The organism is Desulfonatronum parangueonense (genome assembly GCF_054656975.1).
On the sequence record NZ_BAAHXH010000003.1, the window covers coordinates 3661712 to 3686031 of the forward strand.

The 24320-nt window shown below is 58.3% G+C and carries 19 protein-coding genes; 16 read left to right on the forward strand and 3 right to left on the reverse strand.

Features of this window, described 5'->3' with window-relative positions:
* Nucleotides 1–170 precede the first annotated feature (170 nt).
* The 15 genes from ACYQ15_RS16405 to ACYQ15_RS16475 all read left to right on the forward strand — a co-directional run bounded on the left by ACYQ15_RS16405 (nucleotide 171) and on the right by ACYQ15_RS16475 (nucleotide 18674).
* The gene (locus ACYQ15_RS16405) at nucleotides 171–2756 is read left to right on the forward strand and encodes a type VI secretion system Vgr family protein (RefSeq protein WP_459938581.1); all 2586 of its coding nucleotides are present in this window, start codon (nucleotides 171–173) and stop codon (nucleotides 2754–2756) included.
* A 175-nt stretch (nucleotides 2757–2931) separates the two neighbouring features.
* A complete protein-coding gene (locus tag ACYQ15_RS16410) occupies nucleotides 2932–5544 on the forward strand; it encodes a DUF2169 family type VI secretion system accessory protein (protein WP_459938582.1) in 2613 nt (870 codons plus the stop codon).
* Nucleotides 5541–6422 carry a pentapeptide repeat-containing protein gene (locus tag ACYQ15_RS16415; protein ID WP_459938583.1) on the forward strand — a complete coding sequence of 294 codons (882 nt, stop codon included), beginning with the start codon at nucleotides 5541–5543 and terminating at the stop codon, nucleotides 6420–6422. Before ACYQ15_RS16410 ends, ACYQ15_RS16415 begins: the two co-directional genes overlap by 4 nt.
* Nucleotides 6423–6490: 68 nt before the next feature.
* Entirely contained in the window at nucleotides 6491–7120 is a 630-nt protein-coding gene (locus ACYQ15_RS16420; protein WP_459938584.1) for a DUF3540 domain-containing protein, read from the forward strand.
* Nucleotides 7095–7529: a DUF4150 domain-containing protein gene (locus tag ACYQ15_RS16425; protein WP_459938585.1), complete on the forward strand. Its 435-nt coding sequence runs from the start codon at nucleotides 7095–7097 to the stop codon at nucleotides 7527–7529. The genes ACYQ15_RS16420 and ACYQ15_RS16425 overlap by 26 nt, the downstream gene beginning before the upstream one ends.
* Before the next feature lie 106 nt (nucleotides 7530–7635).
* On the forward strand, nucleotides 7636–8091 hold the full coding sequence (locus ACYQ15_RS16430) for a winged helix-turn-helix domain-containing protein (protein ID WP_459938586.1): 456 nt from the start codon (nucleotides 7636–7638) through the stop codon (nucleotides 8089–8091).
* A 111-nt stretch (nucleotides 8092–8202) separates the two neighbouring features.
* The gene (locus ACYQ15_RS16435; protein WP_459938587.1) at nucleotides 8203–8697 is read left to right on the forward strand and encodes a hypothetical protein; all 495 of its coding nucleotides are present in this window, start codon (nucleotides 8203–8205) and stop codon (nucleotides 8695–8697) included.
* Nucleotides 8694–9083, forward strand: a complete 390-nt coding sequence (locus tag ACYQ15_RS16440) for a nucleotidyltransferase family protein (protein ID WP_459938588.1) — start codon at nucleotides 8694–8696, stop codon at nucleotides 9081–9083. The genes ACYQ15_RS16435 and ACYQ15_RS16440 overlap by 4 nt, the downstream gene beginning before the upstream one ends.
* Entirely contained in the window at nucleotides 9052–9528 is a 477-nt protein-coding gene (locus tag ACYQ15_RS16445; protein WP_459938589.1) for a ribonuclease toxin HepT-like protein, read from the forward strand. The genes ACYQ15_RS16440 and ACYQ15_RS16445 overlap by 32 nt, the downstream gene beginning before the upstream one ends.
* Before the next feature lie 60 nt (nucleotides 9529–9588).
* The gene (locus tag ACYQ15_RS16450; protein WP_459938590.1) at nucleotides 9589–12255 is read left to right on the forward strand and encodes a type VI secretion system Vgr family protein; all 2667 of its coding nucleotides are present in this window, start codon (nucleotides 9589–9591) and stop codon (nucleotides 12253–12255) included.
* A gap of 8 nt (nucleotides 12256–12263) precedes the next feature.
* Nucleotides 12264–14891, forward strand: a complete 2628-nt coding sequence (locus ACYQ15_RS16455; protein ID WP_459938591.1) for a DUF2169 family type VI secretion system accessory protein — start codon at nucleotides 12264–12266, stop codon at nucleotides 14889–14891.
* Nucleotides 14888–15880: a pentapeptide repeat-containing protein gene (locus tag ACYQ15_RS16460; protein ID WP_459938592.1), complete on the forward strand. Its 993-nt coding sequence runs from the start codon at nucleotides 14888–14890 to the stop codon at nucleotides 15878–15880. Before ACYQ15_RS16455 ends, ACYQ15_RS16460 begins: the two co-directional genes overlap by 4 nt.
* 368 nt (nucleotides 15881–16248) lie before the next feature.
* Nucleotides 16249–16980, forward strand: coding sequence for a DUF3540 domain-containing protein (locus tag ACYQ15_RS16465; RefSeq protein WP_459938593.1), 732 nt, complete (start codon nucleotides 16249–16251; stop codon nucleotides 16978–16980).
* A gap of 56 nt (nucleotides 16981–17036) precedes the next feature.
* Nucleotides 17037–17429, forward strand: a complete 393-nt coding sequence (locus ACYQ15_RS16470; RefSeq protein WP_459938594.1) for a DUF4150 domain-containing protein — start codon at nucleotides 17037–17039, stop codon at nucleotides 17427–17429.
* A gap of 99 nt (nucleotides 17430–17528) precedes the next feature.
* Entirely contained in the window at nucleotides 17529–18674 is a 1146-nt protein-coding gene (locus tag ACYQ15_RS16475) for an IS630 family transposase (protein ID WP_459938595.1), read from the forward strand.
* A 440-nt stretch (nucleotides 18675–19114) separates the two neighbouring features.
* On the opposite strand, the gene ACYQ15_RS16480 is transcribed toward ACYQ15_RS16475, so the two are convergent.
* From ACYQ15_RS16480 to ACYQ15_RS16490, 3 genes are all read right to left on the reverse strand, one after another.
* Nucleotides 19115–20893, reverse strand: a complete 1779-nt coding sequence (locus ACYQ15_RS16480; protein WP_459938596.1) for a PAS domain-containing sensor histidine kinase — start codon at nucleotides 20891–20893, stop codon at nucleotides 19115–19117.
* A 7-nt stretch (nucleotides 20894–20900) separates the two neighbouring features.
* On the reverse strand, nucleotides 20901–21500 hold the full coding sequence (locus ACYQ15_RS16485) for a ferritin-like domain-containing protein (protein ID WP_459938597.1): 600 nt from the start codon (nucleotides 21498–21500) through the stop codon (nucleotides 20901–20903).
* 662 nt (nucleotides 21501–22162) lie between these two features.
* Nucleotides 22163–23371 (reverse strand): ATP-binding protein, encoded by a 1209-nt coding sequence (locus ACYQ15_RS16490; protein ID WP_459938598.1) that lies wholly within the window; start codon nucleotides 23369–23371, stop codon nucleotides 22163–22165.
* A 363-nt stretch (nucleotides 23372–23734) separates the two neighbouring features.
* Here ACYQ15_RS16490 and ACYQ15_RS16495 point away from each other — a divergent pair, with 363 nt between their 5' ends.
* Nucleotides 23735–24220, forward strand: coding sequence for a MarR family winged helix-turn-helix transcriptional regulator (locus ACYQ15_RS16495; protein WP_459938599.1), 486 nt, complete (start codon nucleotides 23735–23737; stop codon nucleotides 24218–24220).
* The last annotated feature ends 100 nt before the right edge of the window (nucleotides 24221–24320 follow it).

Below are 24320 nucleotides of genomic sequence, written 5' to 3' on the forward strand. Positions count from 1 at the left end.
TGTCTGACTGAGCCAGGATTCGTTCATTGAACCATTGCCGAACGCCGGAAGCGCCAGATGAGGTTTATTCGAGCAATGGTTCGATGTTACGAAGACGGCGAAGGAGTTGCGATGCCGAAAAATCGAGACAATCCGGAACGCAGCTGAATAGTTACATTCGAGGAAACAACATGCCCCAGCTCATTGAGAACGCGTTCACCTTCGAAAGCATGGCCCTGCCCAAGGAAACCTTCACCGTGGTTCGCTTTACCGGGGAAGAAGGGCTGTCCACCCTCTACCGCTTCGAAATCCTGCTTGTATCCGAGAAGGAAGACCTGGACCTGACCGCAGTGCTGCAGAATCCGGTCACCTTCACCATCAAGGGCAGGTTTTCCGGCGGCGAGGATCTGCCCTTTCACGGTATTCTCTCGGGCTTCGAGCAGATGCACCAGGCCGACACCTATTTTTTCTACCGGGCCGAACTGCGCCCAAAGCTATGGTGGCTGACCCTGACCCATCACAACCAGGTTTTTCTGGATAAAAAGGTGGATCAGTTCCTGGGGGACGTGCTCAAAGACGGGGGCCTGGCTCCAGGTCTTGATTTCGCCTTCCAGTTCCAGGGCAGATACCAGCCCTGGGAGTATGTCTGCCAGTACGGGGAATCCCACTTCCATTTTGTTTCCCGATGGATGGAGCGGGAAGGCGCTTATTACTGGTTCGAGCAGGGTGAACAATCCGAAAAGATGATCGCTTCGGACACGCTGATCGCCCATGCCCCCCTGCCCGGCCATGAAACCTTCCTCTATTCGCCGCCGTCCGGCCTGGACGCCGCGGGCGCCGGAAAGGTGATCAAGCGCTTCACCCTGAAGCAGAGCCCTTTGCCCAGAAACGTTCTGCTCAAGGACTACAACTACATGAAGCCCAGCCTGGACCTGGAGGGCAAGGCCGCTGTTCAGGACAAGGGTCGTGGCGAGATATTCCTGTACGGTGAAAATTTTGCCAGCAAGAGCGAAGGAGACCGTCTGGCCGGAGTGCGGGCCGAAGAGTATCGGTGTCGGGAAAAAGTCTTTCACGGCCTGTCCGCCATCCCGGCCATCCGTCCGGGATACCTGTTCACCCTGAACCGCCATTTCCGTGAGGAATTCAATCAGGAATATCTGACCATTGCCGTTCGTCATGAGGGCAGTCAGGAACGGTACCTGCTCAGCGGGCTGAGCATTCGGGATCTGGAGGATCGGGATGCGTTGTTCTACCGGAACACCTTTGAGTGCATCCCCAGCAGCACCCAGTTCCGCCCCCGCCGCGGCACCCCCAAATCGCGCATTGCCGGAACCATTTCGGCCAAGGTGGATGCCGCCGGGTCAGGAAAGTACGCTGAACTGGACGATTACGGCCGCTACAAGGTCATCCTGCCCTTTGATTTGTCCGGCCGAGGCGGAGGCAAGGCCTCCTGCTGGCTGCGCATGGCCACGCCCTATGCCGGGGAGGGCCACGGCATGCACTTTCCCCTGCACAAGGGGACAGAAGTTCTCCTGACCTTCATCGACGGAGACCCGGACCGGCCCGTGATCCAGTCCGCCGTGCCCAATTTCGAAACCCCCAGCGTGGTCACCTCGACCGGACAGACCTCCAGCAGGATAGAGTCCGGCTCAGGCCACAAGGTCGTGCTCCAGGATCAGGAGGGCAAGGAAGGCGTCGGCATCTTCGCCTCGAACGGAGCGGACGACGGGAGCTGGATGTGGATGGGCAAGCGCAGCCCGGAAAGTTTTCAGATCAAAACCAAAGGCGACAAGCGGGAGATGGTCTGCGGTCAGGACGACTCCTTTGTCCTGGGTTCGGAGAACTCCGTCGTCATCGGATCGAGTGCGGATTTCAAGATGGGGTTGGCATCCGAGTATACCCTGGCAGAGAAATTTGCCTTTTCCATTTCTGAATCGCTGGAACTCAAGTTCGGCAAACATTTGGAATTCGGCAAGTCTACCGAAACTATCAAGGATTCCTCGGACTTGCTTGGAGTCGATAAGGTGGAAATCAGGGCCGGACTCACCCCCGCGCAGAAGCTGAAGTTATCCGCTACCAGGAAATGCCTGAGCAGCACGCTTGCAGGCACTGGAGCGGTTTTGGCAGCGGTTGGCGGCGATCTTGTGACCATTGGTTTTCCTGAAGAAAAAGAGGGGTGGGATGCGGCAAAGGCAGGATTGTGGAGCATGCTTCCTGTTGGAGTGGGAATCCTTGCCCAGTTCATTGCCATGCGTATCCTTTTGGCAAAAATGAACGACGCACTCGATCAAGCCTACTCGGAAATCAAGCTGGACAACAACGGAATCAGCTTGAAAACCTTGCCGAGTGCTGCTCAGGGCATCACCATTGAAGCCGATACGACTTCCTCCATCAAGGTCAAACCGAGTCCCCAGGATTCCATTGTCCTGGAAAGAGCGAACGGCGGCAAGATTGTCGTGGAGAGTGGAGGAGTGGGGTTGGAAAAAACCGGCGGAGGCTCGATTCACGTTGAAAATGGCACGGGTCCGGATGCCGGGAAGGTCGTGTTGACCAAGGGAAGCGGAAAAATCAGTGTGAATGATGGTGGTGTAGAGGTCCAGGCGGGCGGTGGCACCGAGGGCAAGGTTGCCCTGACGCGAACTTCGGTCAAGATGGAGCAGGGAACAAGCGCCATATTCATAAATAATAGCGGGATCAAGATGAAATTTCAAAATAATGAGTTTTCGCTCAGCCCCGCGGGAATTCGGGGAGGCGCAACCATCATCCGCCTTGGCTGACCCCTGTCTCTTACGGTGTCCTAACATAAGCCCTTTGCCGAGATGGTTCAGAACTTCAATTGTTTCCAAGCTGGAGCGTGGGCACGTTCGGATAATCGAACTTGCGTGAACCAAAATCTCACATTCAGCCCGTTCAAAGCATATGAAAATTTCCACGTCGGATGACATGAATGTCATGCATCGATCTTTTACCTTGGGCGAAGGATGGTCTGCCGTCATTTCGGTTTCAGCCTGCTTTGCATTGCAACAGCGGGACCAGCGGATACTTGACTTCCAGACCCTGTGGCCGACCATCGAGGCCGCCGTGGCCAGGGACGAGCTTTTCGATTTCGGCATGCCCAAGCCCAGGGGAGAGTTTCTGGTTTACGGCTCAGCCTGGTCGCCAAACCCCGCCAGGGCGTTGCAGGTGCAGGTCCGGGTGGGCAGGTACGCCAAGTCCCTGGATGTCTTCGGCAATCGCCACTGGTCGGCCGGCGGCTCTCCCACTCAGCCGGAACCATTCAAGTCCATGCGTATTTGCAGCGAAAACGCCTTCGGAGGCCCGGGCGTTCCGGAAAATCCTCAGGGAAAAGGCTCGGTTGCCGATGCTTCGGGCTTCCAACCCCTGCCGAACATCCAGACCCCCGGCAATCTTGTGGGCGCACCCGGGGATCGGCCCTTCCCGGCCGGTCTGACGGCCTGGTCCATGACCCTGCCCCAGAGAATGCGCTACATGGGGACGGTGGATGAAAGGTATCTTCTGGAGAACTGGCCGGCCATGCCTCGGGGCACGAATCCCGAGTATTTCAACACTGCCCCGGAAGACCAGCGCATCCAGGGTTTTTTCCAGGGCGATGAAGTCGTTGAGATCCTGAACATGCATCCCGAACGGCCCCGAATCACCACCAGTCTACCCGGGGTCAGGGTTCGCTTGTTCATCCACCGCATTGATGACGGGCGTGAAGTTTTTACGGAAGTCCCCTGCCGGGCCGAGACGGTTTGGCTTTTTCCGGAGCAGGAACGGGGCATCCTTCTTTTTCGGGGCGAGGCTGAAACGGAAAGTGAAGAACTCGACGACATGTTGCACCTTTTTGCCCGCTGGGAAACCCTGAGCGAACCGCCAAAGCCCCTGGAGCACTATTTCAGCCTTTTCCAGGAGGAACTGCAGTCCGCGCAGGATCCGCAAACGCCCCCGGACCAGCAGACCCAGGAGGAAGAGCCGGTTCAGGCCTCCAGGGAACAAGCCGTGTCCGACCCGGCGGCCACTGCCTCCGCCTCCGCTGTTGCCGGTGCGGGAACCCTGGCCGCAGCCGACGCCATGCTGGAGCAACTGGTGCGGGAGGCCGAGACCCTGCAGGCCCAGACCGCGGATATGTTGACCAAGGCAGGGTTGAACCCAGACGAGGTTTTCAAGACGGCCCTTGCCGGAGAGTCAGCGCCGGAATCCGTCGAAATGGAGGATATCAACGTCTTGATGACGGATTTGGAAAAACAGTCCAAAGATCTTCTGGCCAGATTCAATGTGGACGAACAGGAGGCGCTCAAGCTCCTGGAACCCAGGCCTGAAACGCATCAACCTTCCGTGGACGAAATCATTAAAGAATTGCGGGCTTCAGGGATCAACAATCCGGAAATCGAGGCCAGGTTCCTGGAGGCTGACGGGTATTTGAAAGAGGCTGCCGGGATCGTCGCCGGCCTTGCTGCCCAGCGGGCACAGGCCGCCTCCGCGGCTGACGATCCCCGGTCTGAACGGCAATCGACTCCCGAGGCGCCGGATGAAGACTCTTCCGCGGAGTCGGAAGCATTCGTGGCCGGCTCGCCCCTGAACGTCGAACAGGTCATGGCCATGCACGCCGCGGGACAAAGCCTGGCCCGCCTGGACCTGACCGGTCTGGATTTTTCCGGATTAGATCTCTCCCGCGCCGACTTCACGGAAGCCGTTCTGGACCGGTGCATTTTCCGTGGGGCGAACCTGGCCGGGGCTGTTTTCAGCGCCGCAATCCTCACCGCGGCGGACATGACGGGGGCGGATCTTCACCAGGCCAACCTGCGCGATGTTCATGCCTCCCGGACCAGCGTCTCCAAGGCCGACCTGAAAGGGGCCGACCTGACTCAGGGTGATTTCGCGGAGGCGGATTTGGCCGGCGCCGACCTGACAGGAGCCGTTCTGCATGACGCAATCTTCGAGCAGGCCGGCATGACAGGGGTTCAGGCCCGCGGAGTCCAGGCGGCCAGGGCCGGTTTTATGGCCGCGGATCTGGCCGAAGCGGACCTGACCGAGGCCAACCTGGAAGAGGCGGATTTTTCCGCGGCCAATCTGACAAGGGCGGATCTCACGGGCATCATCGCTCCAGAACTGCGCCTGCATGGCGCCCAATGCACCGAGACCAATTTCAGAAACGCAAGACTCGAGGCCTCCCGGTCAGACCAGGGAGCGTCCTTTGCGGACGCAAACCTGAGCGGAGCAGACCTGCGCCAGGCCTGCTGGGACGGAGTGGATCTCTCCGGCTCGAATCTGACCGGGGCCGTGCTGGACAACGCGGACTTCACCCGGACCAATCTGGCCAAAGCGAACTTGCGCCGGGCTTCAGCCCGGGAAACGAATTTCATGAAGGCAATCCTGGACGATGCCGACCTGACGTCCATCAATCTGTTCAAGGGCAACCTGCGCAAGGCCAGTCTGGTCAACACCAAATTGCGATTCTCGAACCTCTACGGGGTGGATTTCTACAAGTCCTCCCTCGGAAATGCCGACCTCGGGGGCGCGAACCTCAAAAGAACCCTGCTGAGCATGGGATTTTTGTCATGAATGCGCAAGACGTGCTGGACATGGTCAAGGTCGAGGGACTTCTTCAGGATGTCGACCTGGCCGGGATTGACCTGACCGGGGCCGACCTGAAGGAAGCATCCTTTCTCCGGGTCAACCTTTCCGGCGCGATCCTGGACAACGCCGACCTGGCCCGGGCCCACCTGAGCGAATGCGATCTCTCCGGAGCCCGATGCGTCGGCGCTGTAATGGAGATGACCATTTTTCACCAGTGCCGCCTTGCCCAGGCCAATTTCACCAATGCGGACCTGACCAGGATCAGCGCGATGGAAACGGACTTCAGCGGCGTCGTTTTCTCCGCCACCAACCTGACCAAGGCATGGCTTGTCGGGTCCAATCTGGCAGGCCAATCCTTTACCGGCTGTACATTGACCATGGCCATGCTGGACCGGTGCAATCTGGAGCGGGCCGACTTCAGCGGTCTGGACGTGACCCAGACAAGTTTTTCCGGCGCTCGCATCGCTTATGCCAACTTTGCCATGAGCACCGGGGAATACACGAATTTTCAGGAAGCCGCGGGGCCATCGGCCAACTTCACCAGGACCGCGTTGCTCATGGCCGCATTCCAGAAAGCCGTGCTGGAAGGGTCCGTTTTTCACGAGGCCAGGGTTGAACAATCCCTTTTCAACGGGGCCAACCTAAACAGGACCGATTTCAGGAAAGCCTCCCTGCCCTACACGGATTTTTCCCACGCCAAGATGCAGGGAGCGATGTTTTCCCAGGCGAACCTCGCCTACGCCAACATGCACGGGGTGGATACCGGACAGGCCCTATGGGACGGAGCCGACCTGACCGGAGTCATGGGCACGGACCTGGACCTTCTCCAGGCGGAAGGCTGGCAACCAAAACCAGATGGATGACTCTTCATGGAAGTTCGGATTACATGAAGGGAACGATGCAACCACTCTGGAAATGCACAGGAGATCAAATGCACAATGCAGTCGCGGTGGAAATCAACCGGGAGGTCCGCCCCCTGGCCTTGTCCCACGGACGGATCAGCGGACGCGTGGAAGAGCGCTTTCGTGTTGAAACGGACACGGGATATTCGCTCTGGGCCAGAAGGGCGGACGGATGTCTGCTTGAGCCGGCAATGGACGACCTTGTGCTCGTGGCCGCGGGCGGTGGGACCGAGGCTTTCATTCTCAGCGTCCTGATCAAGCGGGGAAAACAGTCAACGATGGTCCTCCCCGGGGAGGCCACGATTCAGGCCGACGGAATCAGTCTGACGGCACGGGAGTCCCTGTCCATGCAAGCGCCGAGCGTCGAATTGGCCGGAGTCAACGGCAGGGTCGGCTTCTTGGATCTGCGCCTCCAGGCCGGATCGTGCCGGGCTGAAATCCAGAAGGCCTCGGTGGTTGTTCGCTTTTTGGATTCGGTCATGGAGCGGGTCACGCAACGGGTCAAAAACTGTTTCCGTACGGTCGAGGACACGGAAAGCCTCGATGCCGGGAGAATCCGCACCAGGGTCAGCCAGCGCTGCTCATTGAAGGCGAAGCACGTCTCCCTCCAGGCGGAGGAAGAGGTCGTCATGGATGGCAAGCGAATCCATATCGGATGACAAGGGACAAATCATGTTCGCCACCACCAAGGAAAAGGGCCAGGCCTTCGCCATGCCCGACGTCTGCAAGACCCCGACCCCTGGGGGGCCCGTACCGATTCCCTACCCGAACATGGGCATGCCCCAGACCGGCAACCCCGCCACCACCAAGGTCCTGATCAACGGCATGCCGGCCCTGACCAAGGCTTCCAAGATGCAGCCCACCAACGGCGATCAGGCCGGGACAGCCGGCGGGGGCGTGGTGTCCGGAAAAATCATGGGCCCGGCGGAATTCATCATGGGCAGCACCAAGGTCAAGCTGCAGGGCAATCCGGCCGTTTTCATGGGCAACCCGACCAAGCACAACGACGGCAATGCCGTAGGCAGCAACATCGCCCCCAGCCAGAACAAGGTGATGATCATGTCCTGAGTGAAGGGGACCAGATGCCGAACTGCGGCTCAAAGGCTGTTGGCTGGCCCTGACCCATCACAGCCAGATTTTTCTGAGCAAGAAGCTGCAGGAGTATCTGTCCGAAGTGCTGGAAGGTGGCGGCCTGGGCTCGGGCATCAAACGGGCGTTGGAAAAGTGGCCGGCCATCGACTTTTCCGACGACCACGACGGCTGCCTGTTCACCGTCACGGTTCACCGGAAAGAGAGGGAAGAGCTGGATTTGGTGAACATCGCGCCGGATGTTTCATTGAAAGCCCAGATAGAGACGGAAGAGCGCCGGGAAAGTGTCGGGAAAAACGTCGGGAAAGACGTCGGGAAAGACGTCGGGAAAGTGTCGGGAAAGTGTCGGGAAAGCGTAAAAAAAACGTCGGGAAAGATTCTGGATGCCTGTCGGGAAAAACCGTCTATTACCATTTTCGAGCTGGCGGAATTGATCGGGATTACCGAGCGGTCGGTGCAACGGAATATTCAAAACCTGCAAAAAGATGGTTTGTTGCGCCGGATCGGAGGAAGAAAGGAAGGTCGCTGGGAGGTGTTGTAGTGACTCGCCCTTCCTTTCTCTGGAAGCAGATGAGACCATCTCGCTTGAGGACATGAGATCCGGTTCGCCCTATAGGATCATAAGCCAAAAGCCCGTTGATGGGATAAAATGATGAAGACCGTCACAATCGGCACATATCGAAAAGACAAGCTGTACCCAAGAGTGGTGCGGGCTGTTGCTTCCTTGTTGCGGGATTCGGACGAGATATCGCCGGTCGCCGAATTCATGCAAACCGGCAATCTTGCCCCCAAGGACTACGAGGCTTGGCGTCGTGGTCAGGTGCCGTGTCTTGAACGTGTCTTCCAGGGCAATCTATCCAAAGCCAACCGGTATCTCCGGATACTGCGTTTTCACGTCCACGACCTGAACATGGTCCCCAGCCGGCACACCTACAGGCAATACGGCACAAAACGCACCCTGCGCTTTTCACTCAGTGGCGATCCAGGGGTTGAGCAGGCCTGTGCCAGACATTTCCGATGGAACCAATCCAAAGAGAAGAAGCAAGCCTACATAGAGCAGGCACTGTCCGAGAGTAACGTGGCGGAGCCGACTTCCGAAAACGGCACATTTCACGACGCGGTTTCCAAAGCGCCGGAGCGAACATGACCGTCTCCATCGACAAGGCGCGAGCCTTCCTCAAGCGCAAGCAGCAGGCCCGCCAGGATCATTTGAGCCGGCTCCATGCCAGGGCCGTGGCCGACGCTTCCGCCATTGTGCGCATGATCGTCCAGCGCTACAATCCCATTCGTATTTATCAGTGGGGCTCCTTGTTGCGTCCGGAGTTGTTTCGGGAGTACTCGGATATCGACCTGGCCGTGGAGGGCGTGCGTGAACCGGAACAATTTTTTCGAATGTTCGGAGATGCGGAGCGCATGACGGACTTCTCACTGGATTTGTTGGACATCGAAAAGATCGCTCCGGAATTCGCGGAAATCATCAAAATGAAAGGTATCGTGGTGTATGAACGGGAAAATCAGCCTGCTGATCGGTGAAATTGAAAAAACACTCGACCAGTTGGCACGGCTGGAAGATTTATACAAGCGGTCCACGAACCAGCTTGCCGACGACCAGCGGACACTGGAAAAGGCCGTTTTTCTCTCGGAAGTTTTCGTCAATACCTACACGTGCCTGGAAACTCTCTTTTTTCGCATCTCGCAGTTTTTTGAGAATTCACTGACCCAGGAACAGTGGCATCGTGAACTGCTGGATAAGATGCGGTTGCGCATCCCGGACATCAGAGAACCCGTGATATCCGATGAAACCTTCGCCCTCTTGGATGAGTTTCGCAGGTTCCGGCATTTCAAGCGCTATTACTTCAGCATGGACTATGACTGGGACCGTATCGACTATCTCGCCAAGAAATTCGATCAGTTATCCCAGCGGTACCCCAAAGAACTCAAAAATTTTACGGCATTTCTCGAACGTCTCAAGGAATAGAACAGCGTATGCAAGATCCAACAATCCCCGTCCTGGAGCAGCTGGGAATCATGAGTCCCCATGCCACGTAAAACAGACAGCGCGTTCGTCTTCATCAGCCAGGGCTTTCCCGAGGAAACCTTCACGGTGGTCAGCTTTACCGGGGAGGAAGAGCTGGGGCTGGCCTACCGATTCGAGGTGCTGCTCAAGTCCAACGTGGTGGATCTGGACATGGACATGGTGATGCGTGAGCCGGTCAGGCTGGTGCTCAAGAGCCAGGTTACCCAGGGGCCGGACATGGCCTACCATGGCATTCTCTCCAGCTTTGAACAGTTGCACCAGGCCGGGAAGATGGTCTTTTACCGGGCGGAAATCCGGCCCAGGTTGTGGTGGCTGAGTCTGATCCGGCACAACCAGGTCTTTCTGGACAAGCGTGTGGATCAATTCCTGGCCGATGTGCTCGGGGATGCCGGTCTGGCCCTGAACCAGGATTTCGAATTCCGACTCAAGGAACGCTACCTGCCCTGGGAATACGTCTGTCAGTACGCGGAATCCCACCTGGACTTCTTTTCCCGCCGGCTGGAACGGGAAGGGGCCTACTACTGGTTCGAACAGGGAGAACGGCTGGAAAAACTCCTGGTGACGGACACGTACATCGCCCATGTGCCCTTGCCGGAATACGAAATGCTGAACTATCTGCCCCAGGTCGAGCAGACCGATGTTCCTTCGGGCAAGAACGTGCTCGCCTTCAGTCTGCGGCAGACTTGCCAGCCCAGAAACGTCCTGATCAGGGATTACGACTATCGCAAGCCCAGCCTGGAAATGTCCGGGCAGGCCCAGGTGCAGGAGCACGGACTGGGCGAGGTGTACCTGTACGGCGAGCAGATCCGGAACAAGGCCGAGGCCGAACGCCTGGCCCGGGTCCGGGCCGGGGAATACAGCTCGCGGCAGAAGATCTTCCACGGCCGGAGCGCCTTGCCGGCCATCCGTCCCGGATATGTTTTCGCCCTCCAGCGTCATTTCCGCGCCGACTTCAACCAGCAGTACCTGACCACCTTCGTGCGGCACGAAGGCCGGGAAGGCGGCCTTGAGGCCGAAGAGAGCCACAGTCCTTCCTATCGGAACACCTTCAGATGCATTCCGGCCGCCAGTCAGTTTCGTCCGGCCCGGACATCGCCGAAGCCGCGCATCGCCGGAACGATTTCCGCGACCATCGATGCCGCCGGTTCCGGCCAGTACGCGGAACTGGACGAGCATGGCCGATACAAGGTCCGTCTGCCCTTTGACCGTTCCGAACGGGGCGGAGGCAAGGCCTCCGCCTGGCTGCGCATGGCCACGCCCTATGCCGGGGAGAACTGCGGCATGCACTTTCCGCTGATCAAGGGCACGGAAGTCCTGCTGACCTTTCTGGACGGCGATCCGGATCAACCGGTGATCGCCCACGCGGTGCCCAATTTCGAAAAGCGCAGCGTGATCCAGGATGCCAACAGCCCGGCCAATGCCATCCGCAGCGCCGGCGGCAACCAGATCGTCATGGGCGACAAGAAGGGCCAGGAATTCATCGGCCTGTACTCGCCTTTTCACGAGAGCGGGATTGTCCTGGGTTCCCATGTCCCGGGCGGCGGGGGCAGCATCGGCGTGAGCACCGGGGGCGGCTACGAGCTGTTCGTGATGGGGGCGGCCAATCAGGCCGTGCTGGGAGCCAAAAACAACCTGACCGGCGGGGTGGTCAACGACATCTGCGCGGGGCTGAAAAGCGACCTGGTGGCGGCCATGCGTTTTGAAACCACCCTGGCCACCCGGATCGAATACGACAAGGGGCCGGAGTTCTATCTGGGCGAGAGCGAGAGCCGGGTCAAGCAGGAAATCAACACCATCGGCATGAAATCCTTTACCATCTCCGGCGGCTACGACCCGGAGATGAACAAGCAGTTCAAGGCAGCCCAGAAGGCGCTGGCCATGGGCATCGGCGGCACCGCGGCGGCCGGACTGGGCATCATGGGCGTGTCCGCGCCCTTTGACCAGCACTTTCTGAAGGACGCTTCCATGCTCTGGAAAAGCTCGGCCTTTTTCGGCGGCCTGGCCGCGCTTCTGGCCGGTGGATGGCTGACCATGCAGGCGGCCAAGGAAGTGGAAAAGCTGGTGGCCACGGTAGCCGAGAAAACCGGCGCCTTGAGCACCGCGGAAATGACCTTTGACCCCACGGGCGCGCATGTCGTGGTCAACTGCAATGTCAGTCCGGACGCCATCTTTTCCACCCGTGTGGCCATTACCGACAAGTTCGGCCGGATCCAGGAGTCCACTTTGTCCATCTCCCTGGACGAGGAAAAGGCCATTGTACTCCAGAATACCACCAAGACTGATGCGGACGACGACGGGGAAGCCGCTGCCGTGCGGATCATTCTCGGCGCCAAGGGCATCACCCTGGTCAAGCCCGGCGGGGCGCGGATCGTGCTGGACAAGGCCGGGGCCGTGATGGAGCGGCTGGAGCCGGACGACGAGGACGCCCAGCAGCTCGTGGCGGATCTGGGACTGCAGGACGTGGCCCTGGTGCCCGGCATTGTCAGCGCGAAACGCAACAGCGCCAGACTGGAGTGCGGCGACCACTATGTACAGGTCAGCCCCACGGGCGTGACCATTTCCGCTCCTGCCCCACCTGCGCCGGACTCTGACGCCGGCACATCGGATAACGCTGCCGCGCCAGGCAGCGTGCAGATCGACGCGGACGGGTTCATCAGGCTGGGATGAGCAGCTGCATGAAAGTCGTCAAACCCGACAATCTCTCCCTGCGCTACAGCGTTTTTCCCGATCTTCCCGGCGTGGCCGACAAGCCGGGCGACCATTGTCTGGTCGTGGCGGTCATGGCTGGTTTTCCCCTTGCCACGGGGCAACCGGAACTGCTGCCGGAAAACATCCTTTGGCAGCGCATCCAGGAAGCCCTGCCCGAGGGCGAGATCCTGGACCAGGGCCTGCCCAAGCCTCGGGCCGAATATCTGGTCTACGGGGCCTGCTGTTCCCGTCACCCGGTGACCGGCAAGGAGATCCGGGTCCGGGTCGGCAATCTGGGCAAGCGGCTGCATGTGACCGGGCCGCGGTTCCGGCGCATGCGCGGCCCGGGCCGGCCCCGTGAGTTCACCCGGATTCCCGTGGTCTGGCAGCATGCATATGGCGGCCAGGGGTATCCGGATAATCCCCTGGGGCTTGGCCATGCGCGTCTGCCAGGCGGCCTCCAGCCCCTGCCCCTGGTGACGGCCCCGGGCCATTCGGCGGACGTGGCTTCCTGGAAAGACAATCCCGTCGGCCTGACGGCCATTCCGTCCCACTGGCCCCAGCGCCGGCAATATCTGGGCACGGTGGATGCGCGCTGGCTGGAGCGAAGCTGGCCCGGACTGCCCCGGGACTATCAGGCCGAACACGCCTGTACCGCTCCGCCGGATCAGCGTTTTTCCGGATTCCTGCTAGGCGGCGAGCCGGTTGCCGTGAGCGGGATGCATCCGGACAAGGAACATGTGCGGGGTGCGCTGCCGCGGCTGCGGGCGCGGCTGTTCGTGCAGCGCAAGGGCGATGCCGCGGGAGGGCCCGGTGCCGCATTCGAGGAAGTCGCCTGTCGCCTGGAAACCTTCTGGCTGTTTCCGGAATCCGAGACCGGCGTGCTGCTCTTTCGGGGCGTGACCAGAGCCAGGGACGAGGAATGCGCGGATGTGGGCGCATTGCTGTGCGATTTGGAAAGCCTGGACCATCCTCCCCTCCCCGCGGCCTGCTACCAGGAACGCTGCGTCGCGGCCCTGGGGCGCGGCCGGACACAGCGAGTGGACCTGGACGGCAAGGCCGGCCCGTCAGAAGCCTCCGGCTCCGGAATGCCCGAAACCGCGGCCGGCCCGACCAAGGCATCCTGGCCCGGAGCAAACTTGGCCGGAGCAACTTTGGCCGGAGCAACTTTGGCCGGAGCAACTTTGGGCATGGCGGCATCCTCAACGGTCCGGGCCGACCAGGTCAGTGGACCGGATATCCCGGAAGTACAGTCCCTGGCGGCCCGGCTGGAAACGGAAATCCGGCAACACCTGGAGGCCATCGGCGTCAGCGAGGAACAGGCCGCAACTTTCCTGACCCGGTCCGCCGCGGAGGAGCCTCCATTGCCCGAGCCCGTGGAATCCCCGCGGGAAATGCTGGACCAGCTCCAGCTAACAGCGCGGAATCTGGAATCCGAGACCGAAGCCCTGTTCCGGCGACATGGTTTGAATCCGGAAATGGTGCAGGAAGTGCTGCGCACGAACGGCGAGTCGGGCCAGGTCGCGGAAGAAGAGGTGTTGCAGGGGCTCAACGACCTGCTGGAACGGGAAGACCTGCCCGAGGATGTACGCGGGGCAATTCGTTCCACCCTGGCCGGATTTCAGGAAGTTCAGGCCGCCCTGGCTCTGCTGGCCGCCCGGATCCTGCCCGCGCCGCTGCGCGCAAATCCATCGTCCCGCGAAGAATCCTCCAGGCCCGCGACCGAATTATCCGGCCCCCTGACTACCGAACAGGCCCTGGAGCGTCACAGCCAGGGGATGGGCCTGGCCGGCTGTGATTTGAGTCAATGTGACTTCGCCGGGCTGGACTTGTCCGGAGCCGATATGCGGCGGGCCATTCTGGACGGGGTTGCCTGGCCGAACGTGCTTCTTGCCGGGGCCGACCTGCGCGGAGCCATGGCCCAGCGGGCCGATCTGCGCGGCGCGATTCTGACCGGCGCCGATCTGAGCGGGGCCGTGCTGGAACAGGCCTGCCTGCGCGGCATCGCGGCCCAGGGCTGCACGGCCCGTCGGACGCGGTTCATGGGGGCGGACTTGCGTCGGGCGGATCTGGACCAGGCGGACCTGCAGTCCGCGGACTGCACCCGTGCCGATCTGGGCAAGGCCAGACTGACCGGAATCAGGGGCCGGGATCTCCGGCTGAACAGCGCCATGCTCCACTTTGCGGACTGCAGCGGGGCCGACCTGCAGGGCATCAGGGCCGACACGGGCACAAACGCTGCCGAAGCCCGTTTTCAGGGCGCGAATCTTCAGGGCGCCCGCCTTGCCGGAGCCACGTTCAGCCGGGCGGATTTTAGCCATGCGGTCCTGGACGGCGCGGATCTGTGCAAGGCGGATCTGGACTGGGCCAGCCTGTTTCACGCCACGGCCAGGGAAGCGCGCTTTATCAAGGCCCGGTTGCGGCATGCCGGACTCGTGGGCCTGAATCTTTTCCAGGGCTCCTTGCGCCATGCTGACTGCACCGCGGCCCGGATCGAAAACGCCAACCTGTTCGGCGTGGATCTCTACCGGTGCATTCTCGATCCCGCGCAACTCAAGGATGTGGAACTGGGCCGGACCTTGCTGCAACCGGGGCTCCTGGAGCAGAGGGGATGAGCCTGTCTGGAATCATCAAGAGCATTCAGGAAAACCGTTGCCTGGAGGGAGCGGACTGCACGGGCCTGGACTTTTCCGGACAGGACTTGCGGGATGTCGTTTTCGAGCGTGTTCGACTGGACGGGGCCCTGTTCCGGGGAGCCTTGCTCCAGGGTGCGCATTTCAGCGAATGTTCGGCCAGGGGCGCGACCTTTGCCCAGGCCAGGCTGGACCGGGCCAGTCTGACGGCCACGGATCTTTCCGGCGCGGATCTGACCGCCGGCATCGCGCCCATGGCCTGCCTGCGGCAGACGGCCTGCAGCCGGACCGATTTTTCCGGTGCTGATCTGCGCCGGGCCGTGTTTCAAGGCTGCGAGCTGAACGGGGCGATTTTTCGTGACGCGCGCATGCAGCGGGCCAGTCTGATGTCCATGGATTGCAGGACATTGATTCTTGAAAGGACTGATCTGACCATGGCTCAGCTGGGAGGGAGCGATTTCTCCGGCCGTGCCTTTTCCGGCTGCAATCTGCAAAAGGCCATGTTTTCCGGGAGCAGGCTGAACAAGGCCGATCTGGCCGGGCACGATCTCACCCAGTGCGATTTCAGCGAGGCCTCGTTGCGAGAAGCCAAATTGAACGGGGTTCATGGCCAATATGCCCTGTTCATCCAGAGTGATCTGCAACAGGCCCGATTGGAGGGCACAAGCCTGGATACGGCGAATTTTTCCAGAGCCGCCCTGGTCAAGGCCAATTTGCGCGGGGCCAGGCTGGAAGCGGCCCTGTTTCGGGAAGCCGATTGCACGCGGGCCGATTTTCGGCGGGCAGGCCTAGACTTTGCCGACTTTTCCCTGGCCGAGCTCCAAAAGACCAACTTTTGCGCCGCCCGGTTGCACATGACCAACATGCACCGCGCCGACGTCTCCACGGCCCTGTTTCGCGGCACGGATCTGTCCACCATCTGCCGGACCGACCCGCAACTGGCCGCGGCGGAAACGTGGCAGCCCGGATAGCCGCACTCGACATTCTTGGGGTTTAACCACGGGGAACACGGGGGGCACGGGGAAAGAAGTCACTATTTCAGGCATGTCACCCCCCCTGTGCTCCCCGTGTGCCCCGTGGTTAAAAAAATCCTTTTCGGACAATGGAATCAGCTCACAAAATCGTAACTATTCAGCATAAGCTGCCGTTGCCCAATTCGGCTCGCTATCGGTATCGATATCGGGATCGGAAGCGAAGCCGAACGGAGGGAGCTTCAACATTCTCGAAAGCGATTCCGATACCGACCCCGATTGCCGGAGGTCGATTCACATAAAGTGTGCTGAGTAGTTACACACAATCTTGCACTTTCAGATCAATCATCCACAGGAGTATTCTTGAAATGTCCAGTTCAGCAGTGATTCAGCGGAGCATCCCGGAGCGCCAACCTCTGCGGGTGGTGCATTGCCGGCGGCAAAACGCCGCGCCTGTTCAGGCGCCGGAGCTGTGCACGGCCCTGGTCCGGGAGGGCCGGGCTGATGGGGATGGCAGGATGGAGTGGCACGTGACGCCGCTGGATGGCGCTGCCGGTGAGGACGTAATGGTCGCTGCGCGGGCGGCGGGCTGTCTGCTGGAACCTGCGCCAGGGGATCTGGTGCTGGTGATGCGGCAACCCGGGAGAGTGCATTACCTGCTCCATGTGCTTGAAAAAAAAGAAACCGCCTCCTTGCTTCGTTTTCCCGGGGATCTGTCCATTGTCGCTTCCCGAGGCAAATGTTCGCTGGAGGCGGAAGAGTTGGCCCTGACAGCCAACAAGTCAGGCATGATGTCTGCGCGGGAGTTGACCCTGGCCGGACAGGAAGGGCGGATGCGCTTTTTCCGCCTGGACGTCATGGCCAAGACCATGGAAGCCCGGATCCAGAGCGTGCGGGCATTCTGCGAAAAAATCCGCCTGGCCGCATCGCATCTCACGGCTCGCCTGGGACGTGTTGTCCGCCTGACCGGCTTTGAACTGCACCGCGCCAGGTCCGTATCCACGGAGGTGGAAGAACGTTTCGCCGTCCAAGCCGGACAAGTCAGCATCCTGGCCAAGGACGAGGTCACGGTAGATGCCGAAAAAATTCACCTTGGGTGACATCGTCGCGGGATGTTGCGACAGCATTCCAGGAGGAGCTTGACCATGGAGTTGTCATGTTTGCAGTAACCACCGATGCCGGCCAGATCGGCACAAGTCTGGATGTCTGCCAAACGCCCTCGCCGGCGGGGTCAGCCCCGACAGTCTACCCCAACACCGTCTCTCCGGCCCAGGGACAGCCGCGAGCCAGGAAACTGCTCGTTGTCGGCATGCCCGCGCTGCATCAAAATTCCAAGTGCGAGCCCAGCTCGGGCAACGAGCAGGGAACCGGGGGAGGGGTGGTCTCCGGTGCGGTCAAGGGAGCGGCATCCTTCACCACGGGCAGCGCCAAGGTGATGATCGAAGGCAGTCCGGCTGTCCGCCTGAATGACGTCACGGCCCACAACGGCGGCAATGCCGTGGGTCAGGTCCTCCAGCCCAGTCAGGGCAAGGTCATGATTTTGTCCTGATATTTTATTTTTCGGGTAACTACTAGCTCGTTTCAATAATATATTTACATTTTGAAGTTTTTCGGCTATCTCTGAATCGAAATCAAAAAGGAGGTAGTCATGGCCAGAAAAACCTGCCTTCCAAAAGTCAACATGACTGAGGAGCATCGCAAAAAACTTGAATCCATCAGCAAATCCAGAACTGCTCCTTTTCGAGAAGTACAAAGAGCTTCAATAATATTGCTGCATAACGACGGGCACTCAATTACGAAGATTCAGGATTTGGCTAAGGCAAGCAGACCAACCATTTACAAGTGTATTGAGAAGGCCTTGGCTGCCGGACCTGAAGCCGGTTTAAAGGATTACTACCATAGACCTTTTGAACCTATAATTGACGATGCTGCCAAGGCCTGGGTTGTCAATCTTGCATGTACCAAACCGAAAGACCACGGTCTTGCAGCTGAACTTTGGACATATAGTGAACTTGCCAAGTTTACAAGGAATCAGGCCCCGACAGATGGCCACCATTGCCTGTCTAATGCGGCCAAGGCCACTATCTGGCGCATTCTTTCTGAGCATGATATTCGTCCACACAAAATCAAGTATTATCTTGAAAGAAGAGACCCTGATTTTGAGCAAAAAATGCAAGAAGTGCTCGTTGTCTATCAAGAGGTTAATCTTCAAAACAGAAACGTCGAAGCATCCAGATCGACAGAACCTCTGAAAATAATAACTGTATCAGTTGATGAAAAGCCTGGTGTGCAAGCGCTGGGGCTTGTTGCTCCAGACCTTCCTCCATCACCTGGGAAACATTGCTGTACAAGCCGTGATTATGAATACAAACGTTATGGGACGGTTTCCATACTGGCGGCACTTGATCTTCATGATGGAAAAATGACAGCGCAAGTACACGACCGACATCGTAGCCGAGAATTTATTGAACTGTTGAAAGAGCTTGATAAAAAGTATCCCGAAGAAAGCACTATCCGTCTTGTCCTCGACAACCATTCATCTCATGTTTCAAAGGAAACCATGAGCTACCTCGCCACAAGGCCAAACCGCTTTGTATATGTTCACACTCCCAAGCACGGCTCCTGGCTCAACCTGGTTGAAATGGCATTCTCGAAGATGGCTCGTTCTTTCTTAAGGCATATCCGTGTGGCTTCCAAAGAGGAACTAAAAGAACGCATCATGAAAGGAATACAGGAGATGAATGAGTCACCAGTGGTGTTCCGATGGAAGAAGTTCGACCTGGGCATCGCTTAATTATAAATATTTTAATGAAACGATCTACTACTCAGCACATCTTGCAACAAAACCTGGATTGTTCCGGCTTGTCTCGATTTTTCGGCATCGCCTGTCTGACTGAGCCAGGATTCGTTCATCGAACCATTTACGGACGCATGAAGCACATAATGTGTTTATTCACGCAATGGTTCGATGTTACGAAGCCGGCGAAGGAGTTGCGATGCCGAAAAATTGAGACAAGCCGGAACGAAGCTGAGTAGTTACTTTTTCAGTAACTACTCATCATGCTACTGCCGGGCGGAGTTTGGCATCGCCGTCGGTATCGGTATCGGTATCGAAAACAATACCTTGCAAGCCGGATCAATTTTCAATCGTGATGAATGTAGTCTCCCCAAAGGACTTGAGCTAACGAAACTGTGGCGATGAAGGAGAATCTCGAAGACCTATTCTGATAATTATCAGAGTAGAGCAGACGTGTGGTCGTTTTTTGGCAGAGTAACCGTTACATGGGTTCCTTCCGCCTCGGTGGAGGTGAAGGAGATCTTGCCGCCGTGGGTGCGGGCGATGAGCATGGCGCTGTAGGTTCCAAGTCCCGTGCCGCGAGACTTGCCCGCGGTGGCGTAGCGTTCAAAGAAGCGTTCCCGGACTTCTTCGGGGATGACGCCCAGGTTGTGGATGTCCATGACCCAGTTCTCTTCCGATGGCCGGATGTTCAGGCTGACCTGGCTCCCGGCCGGGGCGGCCTCCAGGGCGTTGTTCAGCAGATTTGTAAGCATGGAATGGATGTTGCGCCGCTCGCCGAGCATCTCCAGCGGCGTGTTCCAGTCCAGGGGATGATCGTTCAGCAGATAGACGACACTGAGGTTGCTCTGGTTGCGCAGGGACTCGGTTTCCTGGTCCAGCGCCCGGATCACCGCCGTCAGATTGAACGGAGCAGGCTGCAGGATGTATCGGCCCTCTTCCATGTTGAACAGGTCCATGGAGTTGGTGATCATTTCCATCATCCGCCTGGCGGAATCGAGAATGTGGCTGATGAAGACCTTCTGCCGCTCCGGAGTTTCCCCTTCCAGCAGGCCTGCGAGCCCGATAATGCCGACCAGTGGGGTTTTCAGGTCATGCTGGACAATGCGTTCGACGTCCTTGCGCAGGTTGGCCACTCGGCGCTGTTCGGTAATATCGCGTTGAACGCAGACCATTTGCCGAATTTCATTCTGATCGTTGAACACGGGCCAGGCAGAGACTTCCAGGAACAGGACTTCCCCCTCGGCGTCTTGATGCTCTTTTTGCAGCACGCAGGGTGAGCGGGTTTCCAGAAATTTTTGAATGGGACAGGCGTTTTCGGAACCGTCACTCAAGCCGGCGCGCTTTGCGACATTTTGAAAATCCGTTCCGACCAGCTCAGAGCGACTCATCCGGTAAAATTTCGTAAAGGCGTGATTCACGTCGAGGATGGACATGCTGTCCATATCCACCAGGGCAATGGCTTCCGGTATGCTGCCCAGGATCGTCCGGCTCAGCAATTCAGATTGGCGCAACTGAGCTGTCCGCTGTTCGACCATTTCCTCAAGTTGCGTTTTGTATTGTTCCAGGGCCCGGATATTTGATGCCAGGGCCTGATCCCGGCGGCGCAAGGCGGACGCAAGAACCCCGATTTCATCGCGTCTTGTTTCACCTGGGTAGTCCGGCAAATCCTCCTGGAAATCCGCTGAAATCTGGGTGGTCAGTCGGGACAGGTCCAGGAGGTAGTGGCCGCTGATGCGCCAGACCAGATAGATGAAAATGGGGACAAAACAAAGAAACAAGAGCACGCCGACCATCAGGATATACAGGATGCCCGTCTGGAGCGGCGATCTGGAAAACCCGACCTCGATCCATCCCACGGATTGGCTGTTCACGAAAATGGGTTCAATAAGCACATGCGCGGTCATCACCCCGCGTTCCATGATCTGATGCCCGTTCTGGTCCTGGATGCGAATCCCTTCAATACCCTCATATTCCATCACCAGTTCAAGCTGACGCCGCAAGCCGAGGTAGTCCACGGCCTCAATGGCGGGAGCCAGGGAAACCGCTGCCAGGCGCATGTGCGAGCGGATGCTCTGCTCATGGCTGCGGGCCAGATAATTGTAGCCGGATAAGAAACCCACGCTGACGCCGATGAAGGTCATGCCCGCGGCAATCAGGGCAATCCAGATTGCAAGTCGTGTCCGCAGGGATGAACTGGAAATGCGATGCGTCACGAGATGCCTAAACCTTCTCCAGAAGATCGTTGAAAAGATTGCGATGCAGGATTTCTGAATCTCGGATGGCCGTAATCCTGGTTCGCAAGGGCTGAGGCAGGTCATGCTCAAGGATTTCCGTATACAGGTCCACGGCGCCTTGTTCCGCGGCAATATCCAACAGCACAAGTTTGCGGGGATCGTCCCCGGAACGAGGCGGCCAGACCGCGAGGGTGGGCGTCACCCCCGAGGCGATCAGCGCATTGGCCAGGGTGACGGCGTGGTCGACTTCGTCGGCGATTATCTCCTGGATGGTCTTGGCAAAAGCCGGGTTTACCCAGTGGGACAGCAACCCGGCATGGTTGGCGTATTGGACCATGGCCCCGTGTTCATGCTGCAAGGCCATGGTTATCAGTTCTTCGACCTTGCTCAGTCCCGTGCTAGTTCCTCGCGCCTGCACAAACGATTCGTCACGGGTCCAGGCCAGGCCCGGGGATGCCAGAAGCAATCCAGCCGCGCCCAATCCAGCCTGCAGCAGCTTTCTGCGGCTGCCGCAAATGCCCCTTGTATGGCAGAGCGCGGATTCGTGGTCGTTGGGTTCGAATATGCAAACTGTTTCATGGCTCATAAAGAATTCCTTGATGCTTTCGGACGGAGCCGTTCCCGCAACGACGGGAGGATCCGCAAGGGGGGAAGGGGCTGAAGCCTATAGTGCCGCAACGTAATTTCACGAAAAAATCAATTTTCCGCAATGGTGTGCCGTTGTCAAACATCGTTTGCAATTTTGTCCCATGTTTGTTCGGAACACACCTTTTGTGCATGATGAGGGATGACTGTTCAAACCTGAGTTTTTCTCATTGTGATAATGCAGCCAGGGCAAACTCTATCAATGTAGCGCGAAACTTTTTCCGACCAACTCGGGAGGTTAATACATTTATACGCAAAGGCATCCCGACTCAACATCTCGAGCCCTGCTTAATTTTTGCAAGACTGATCGAACTCGTCCCGATATCTCGCCGCGCCGTCTTCATCAGGCAAGGCGTAAGCGTTCGGAACCACGACCGTGAAGGCCTCATCCGGCACCTCCTCCCGTTGGATGATAAGCCGGTATCGCGTTCGATTCGAAGCCGGCATGACTCCGTTCAGTAAACTAGGTATTCAGCGCGGTGCTCGACGCAGAAGAGGTAGACGCCTCCGGCTTCAACTGCGTCAATTCGCGGCGGTCTTCCAGTACATGGCCAGCGGTGCGGCCGGATCAATCGACTTCAATGGAGTCCATGCGCATGCCCGTCATACTTCCGCAGCGCCCGCCTCCCGCGAAACATCCCACAATTCGTCGATCACGGTCAGGGAACGCACGGAATCAATCACGTATTTTCTTCGGGCCGGGTGGTTGTCGAACGCTTCTTGTTGTCGGCCCTCCATCGTGGCATTGTATTTTGCCTCGATGAGCGTCTGGTCCTGGGTGATGAAGTCGATTTCCACGTCCTGGTCCTTATAGTAGAATACGGGCTGGTGCTTGCGAATCCGCAGGTAGATGTAGTTCTCGAAATAGCTGCCCAGGTCACGTGGGCCGATAAATAGATGCTTCACCCCGAGGTCGCAGGCGTAGACCTTTTTTGGCGAGAGGATACGCTCATTGGTCGTGCCCCAGCGCGGCACGAGATGCACAAGGAAGGTCTCCTCGAAAAAGCCCAGGTATCGACGGGCAGTGTCCGGAGAGATTTTCAGGATTTTGGAAATCTTGTTCACGCTGATCTGCTTTCCGCCGCGCTCCATCAGGAGCGTGAAGAAATCACGAAGAACCTGTTGGTCCTTGAGGCCGTGAAAGGCGACGATGTCCTTCTGGATGATATCATCCACCAAGCCCATTAAATATTCCCGGCCGCCGCCCAGCACATGCTCCGGCAGCCCCCCGTCGCGCATGTAGTCCAGAAAATACCGATCGAGCAGCCGGCTGTCCCGGCGGGGAAGTTCAATGCCCTTGAAGGCGAGGTACTCCGGAAAGCTCAGTGGCTGGACCTCGAACGTCACAGAACGCCCGGTGAGCAAGGCCTTCTGATCCCGCAGCAGCGAGGCCGAGGATGCGCCGGCGATGATGGTGACCCGCTCCCGGTCCAGGAGATTCTTGAGTTGTTGCTGAAAGTCCTCCTGGGAGGTTATTTCATCGAGCAAAAGCATGATCGGACGGTCCACGCTGAGTTTGTGCAGGCCCCTGTACATGGAAACGACGTCAAGCAGGGAGTGGCTGCGAAGCATGTAATCATCGAGGCTGACGTAGAAGATGTCCCTGGGCTCGGTGCTCGCGGCGATCAGGCGCTCGACGACGAGATGCATCAGCGTGGTCTTGCCGACTCGCCGTAAGCCCGAGAGAAAGACGATGCGTTTCTCCGAAATCCTGGCAAGGATAGCCTCCACCTGGGCATCCCTGGGGCGAACCATGGACAGGTCATGGGCCTGCTCCCACCAGGGATTGTATTGATACAGCAGATCGTCCATGTATGAATCCATACGATGGCATCGTATAAAATGCAACAATTTTATATGATGACATCGTATGGATTTCTTGAGCCATCCATGGCGATTTAAAAATCGACGTGCCGGTCCAGTCATTGCTCAAAAAGACCGGTCGAAACCCTGAAGAGTTTTTTGCCACATGATTCCCGCCTGCGAAGGAATGACTAATGGCACGCGGACGTGCCGCTGTTTCATGTGATCTGTTTTGAGACTGAAATAGTATTTTGTACCGACAGGCCTGGTCATTGGCATGATGAATCTTCGGACAAGTGTCAGTCAGGCTTGACATATATCAATTTAGTTGCTTAATCCAACAGTTGGATTGTGCAACATCAGGGAGCAGGTATGGACCAGGAAATTGTGCGAGGGTTTCGCAAGCACCTCAGGATTCTGGAACGGCTAGTGGACGGCTGGATCAACCAGGACTGCTGCGAGCTGGGAATAACCATGCCCAAATGTCACGCGCTGCTGGCCTTGGAGGAAATGGAGCAATGCTCTCTTGGGGATTTGGCCGCGTTCCTGGACCTGGACAAGAGCACGCTCAGCCGGACCGTTGAAGCCTTGGTCCGAGAAGGATTGCTTTCCCGGAATCCGTCTCCTGGGGATCGACGTATGGTCCTGCTCAGCTTGACCGGGAAAGGGCGAAATACATGCCGGGCGATCAACGAGCGCAACGACGCGCTCTTTGAGGCGACCCTGAAAAGATTGGGGGATGAGGGTGAAGGGGTGGTCGTGGGATTCAGCAAGCTGGTTTCGGCCATGGCGGCCGAGCACCAGAGCCGTGCAAGAAACCAGGCATGTTACCGTGAGCAAGGTAACTGCTCAAAATGACCGGGCGATGAGGTTTCCTGAGCAAGGATTCCCATCGACGCGGAGTTTCGTGATCAGGCTATGAGGGGCCATGCTCCAGCAGGAACTTTGCCTGAGTGCG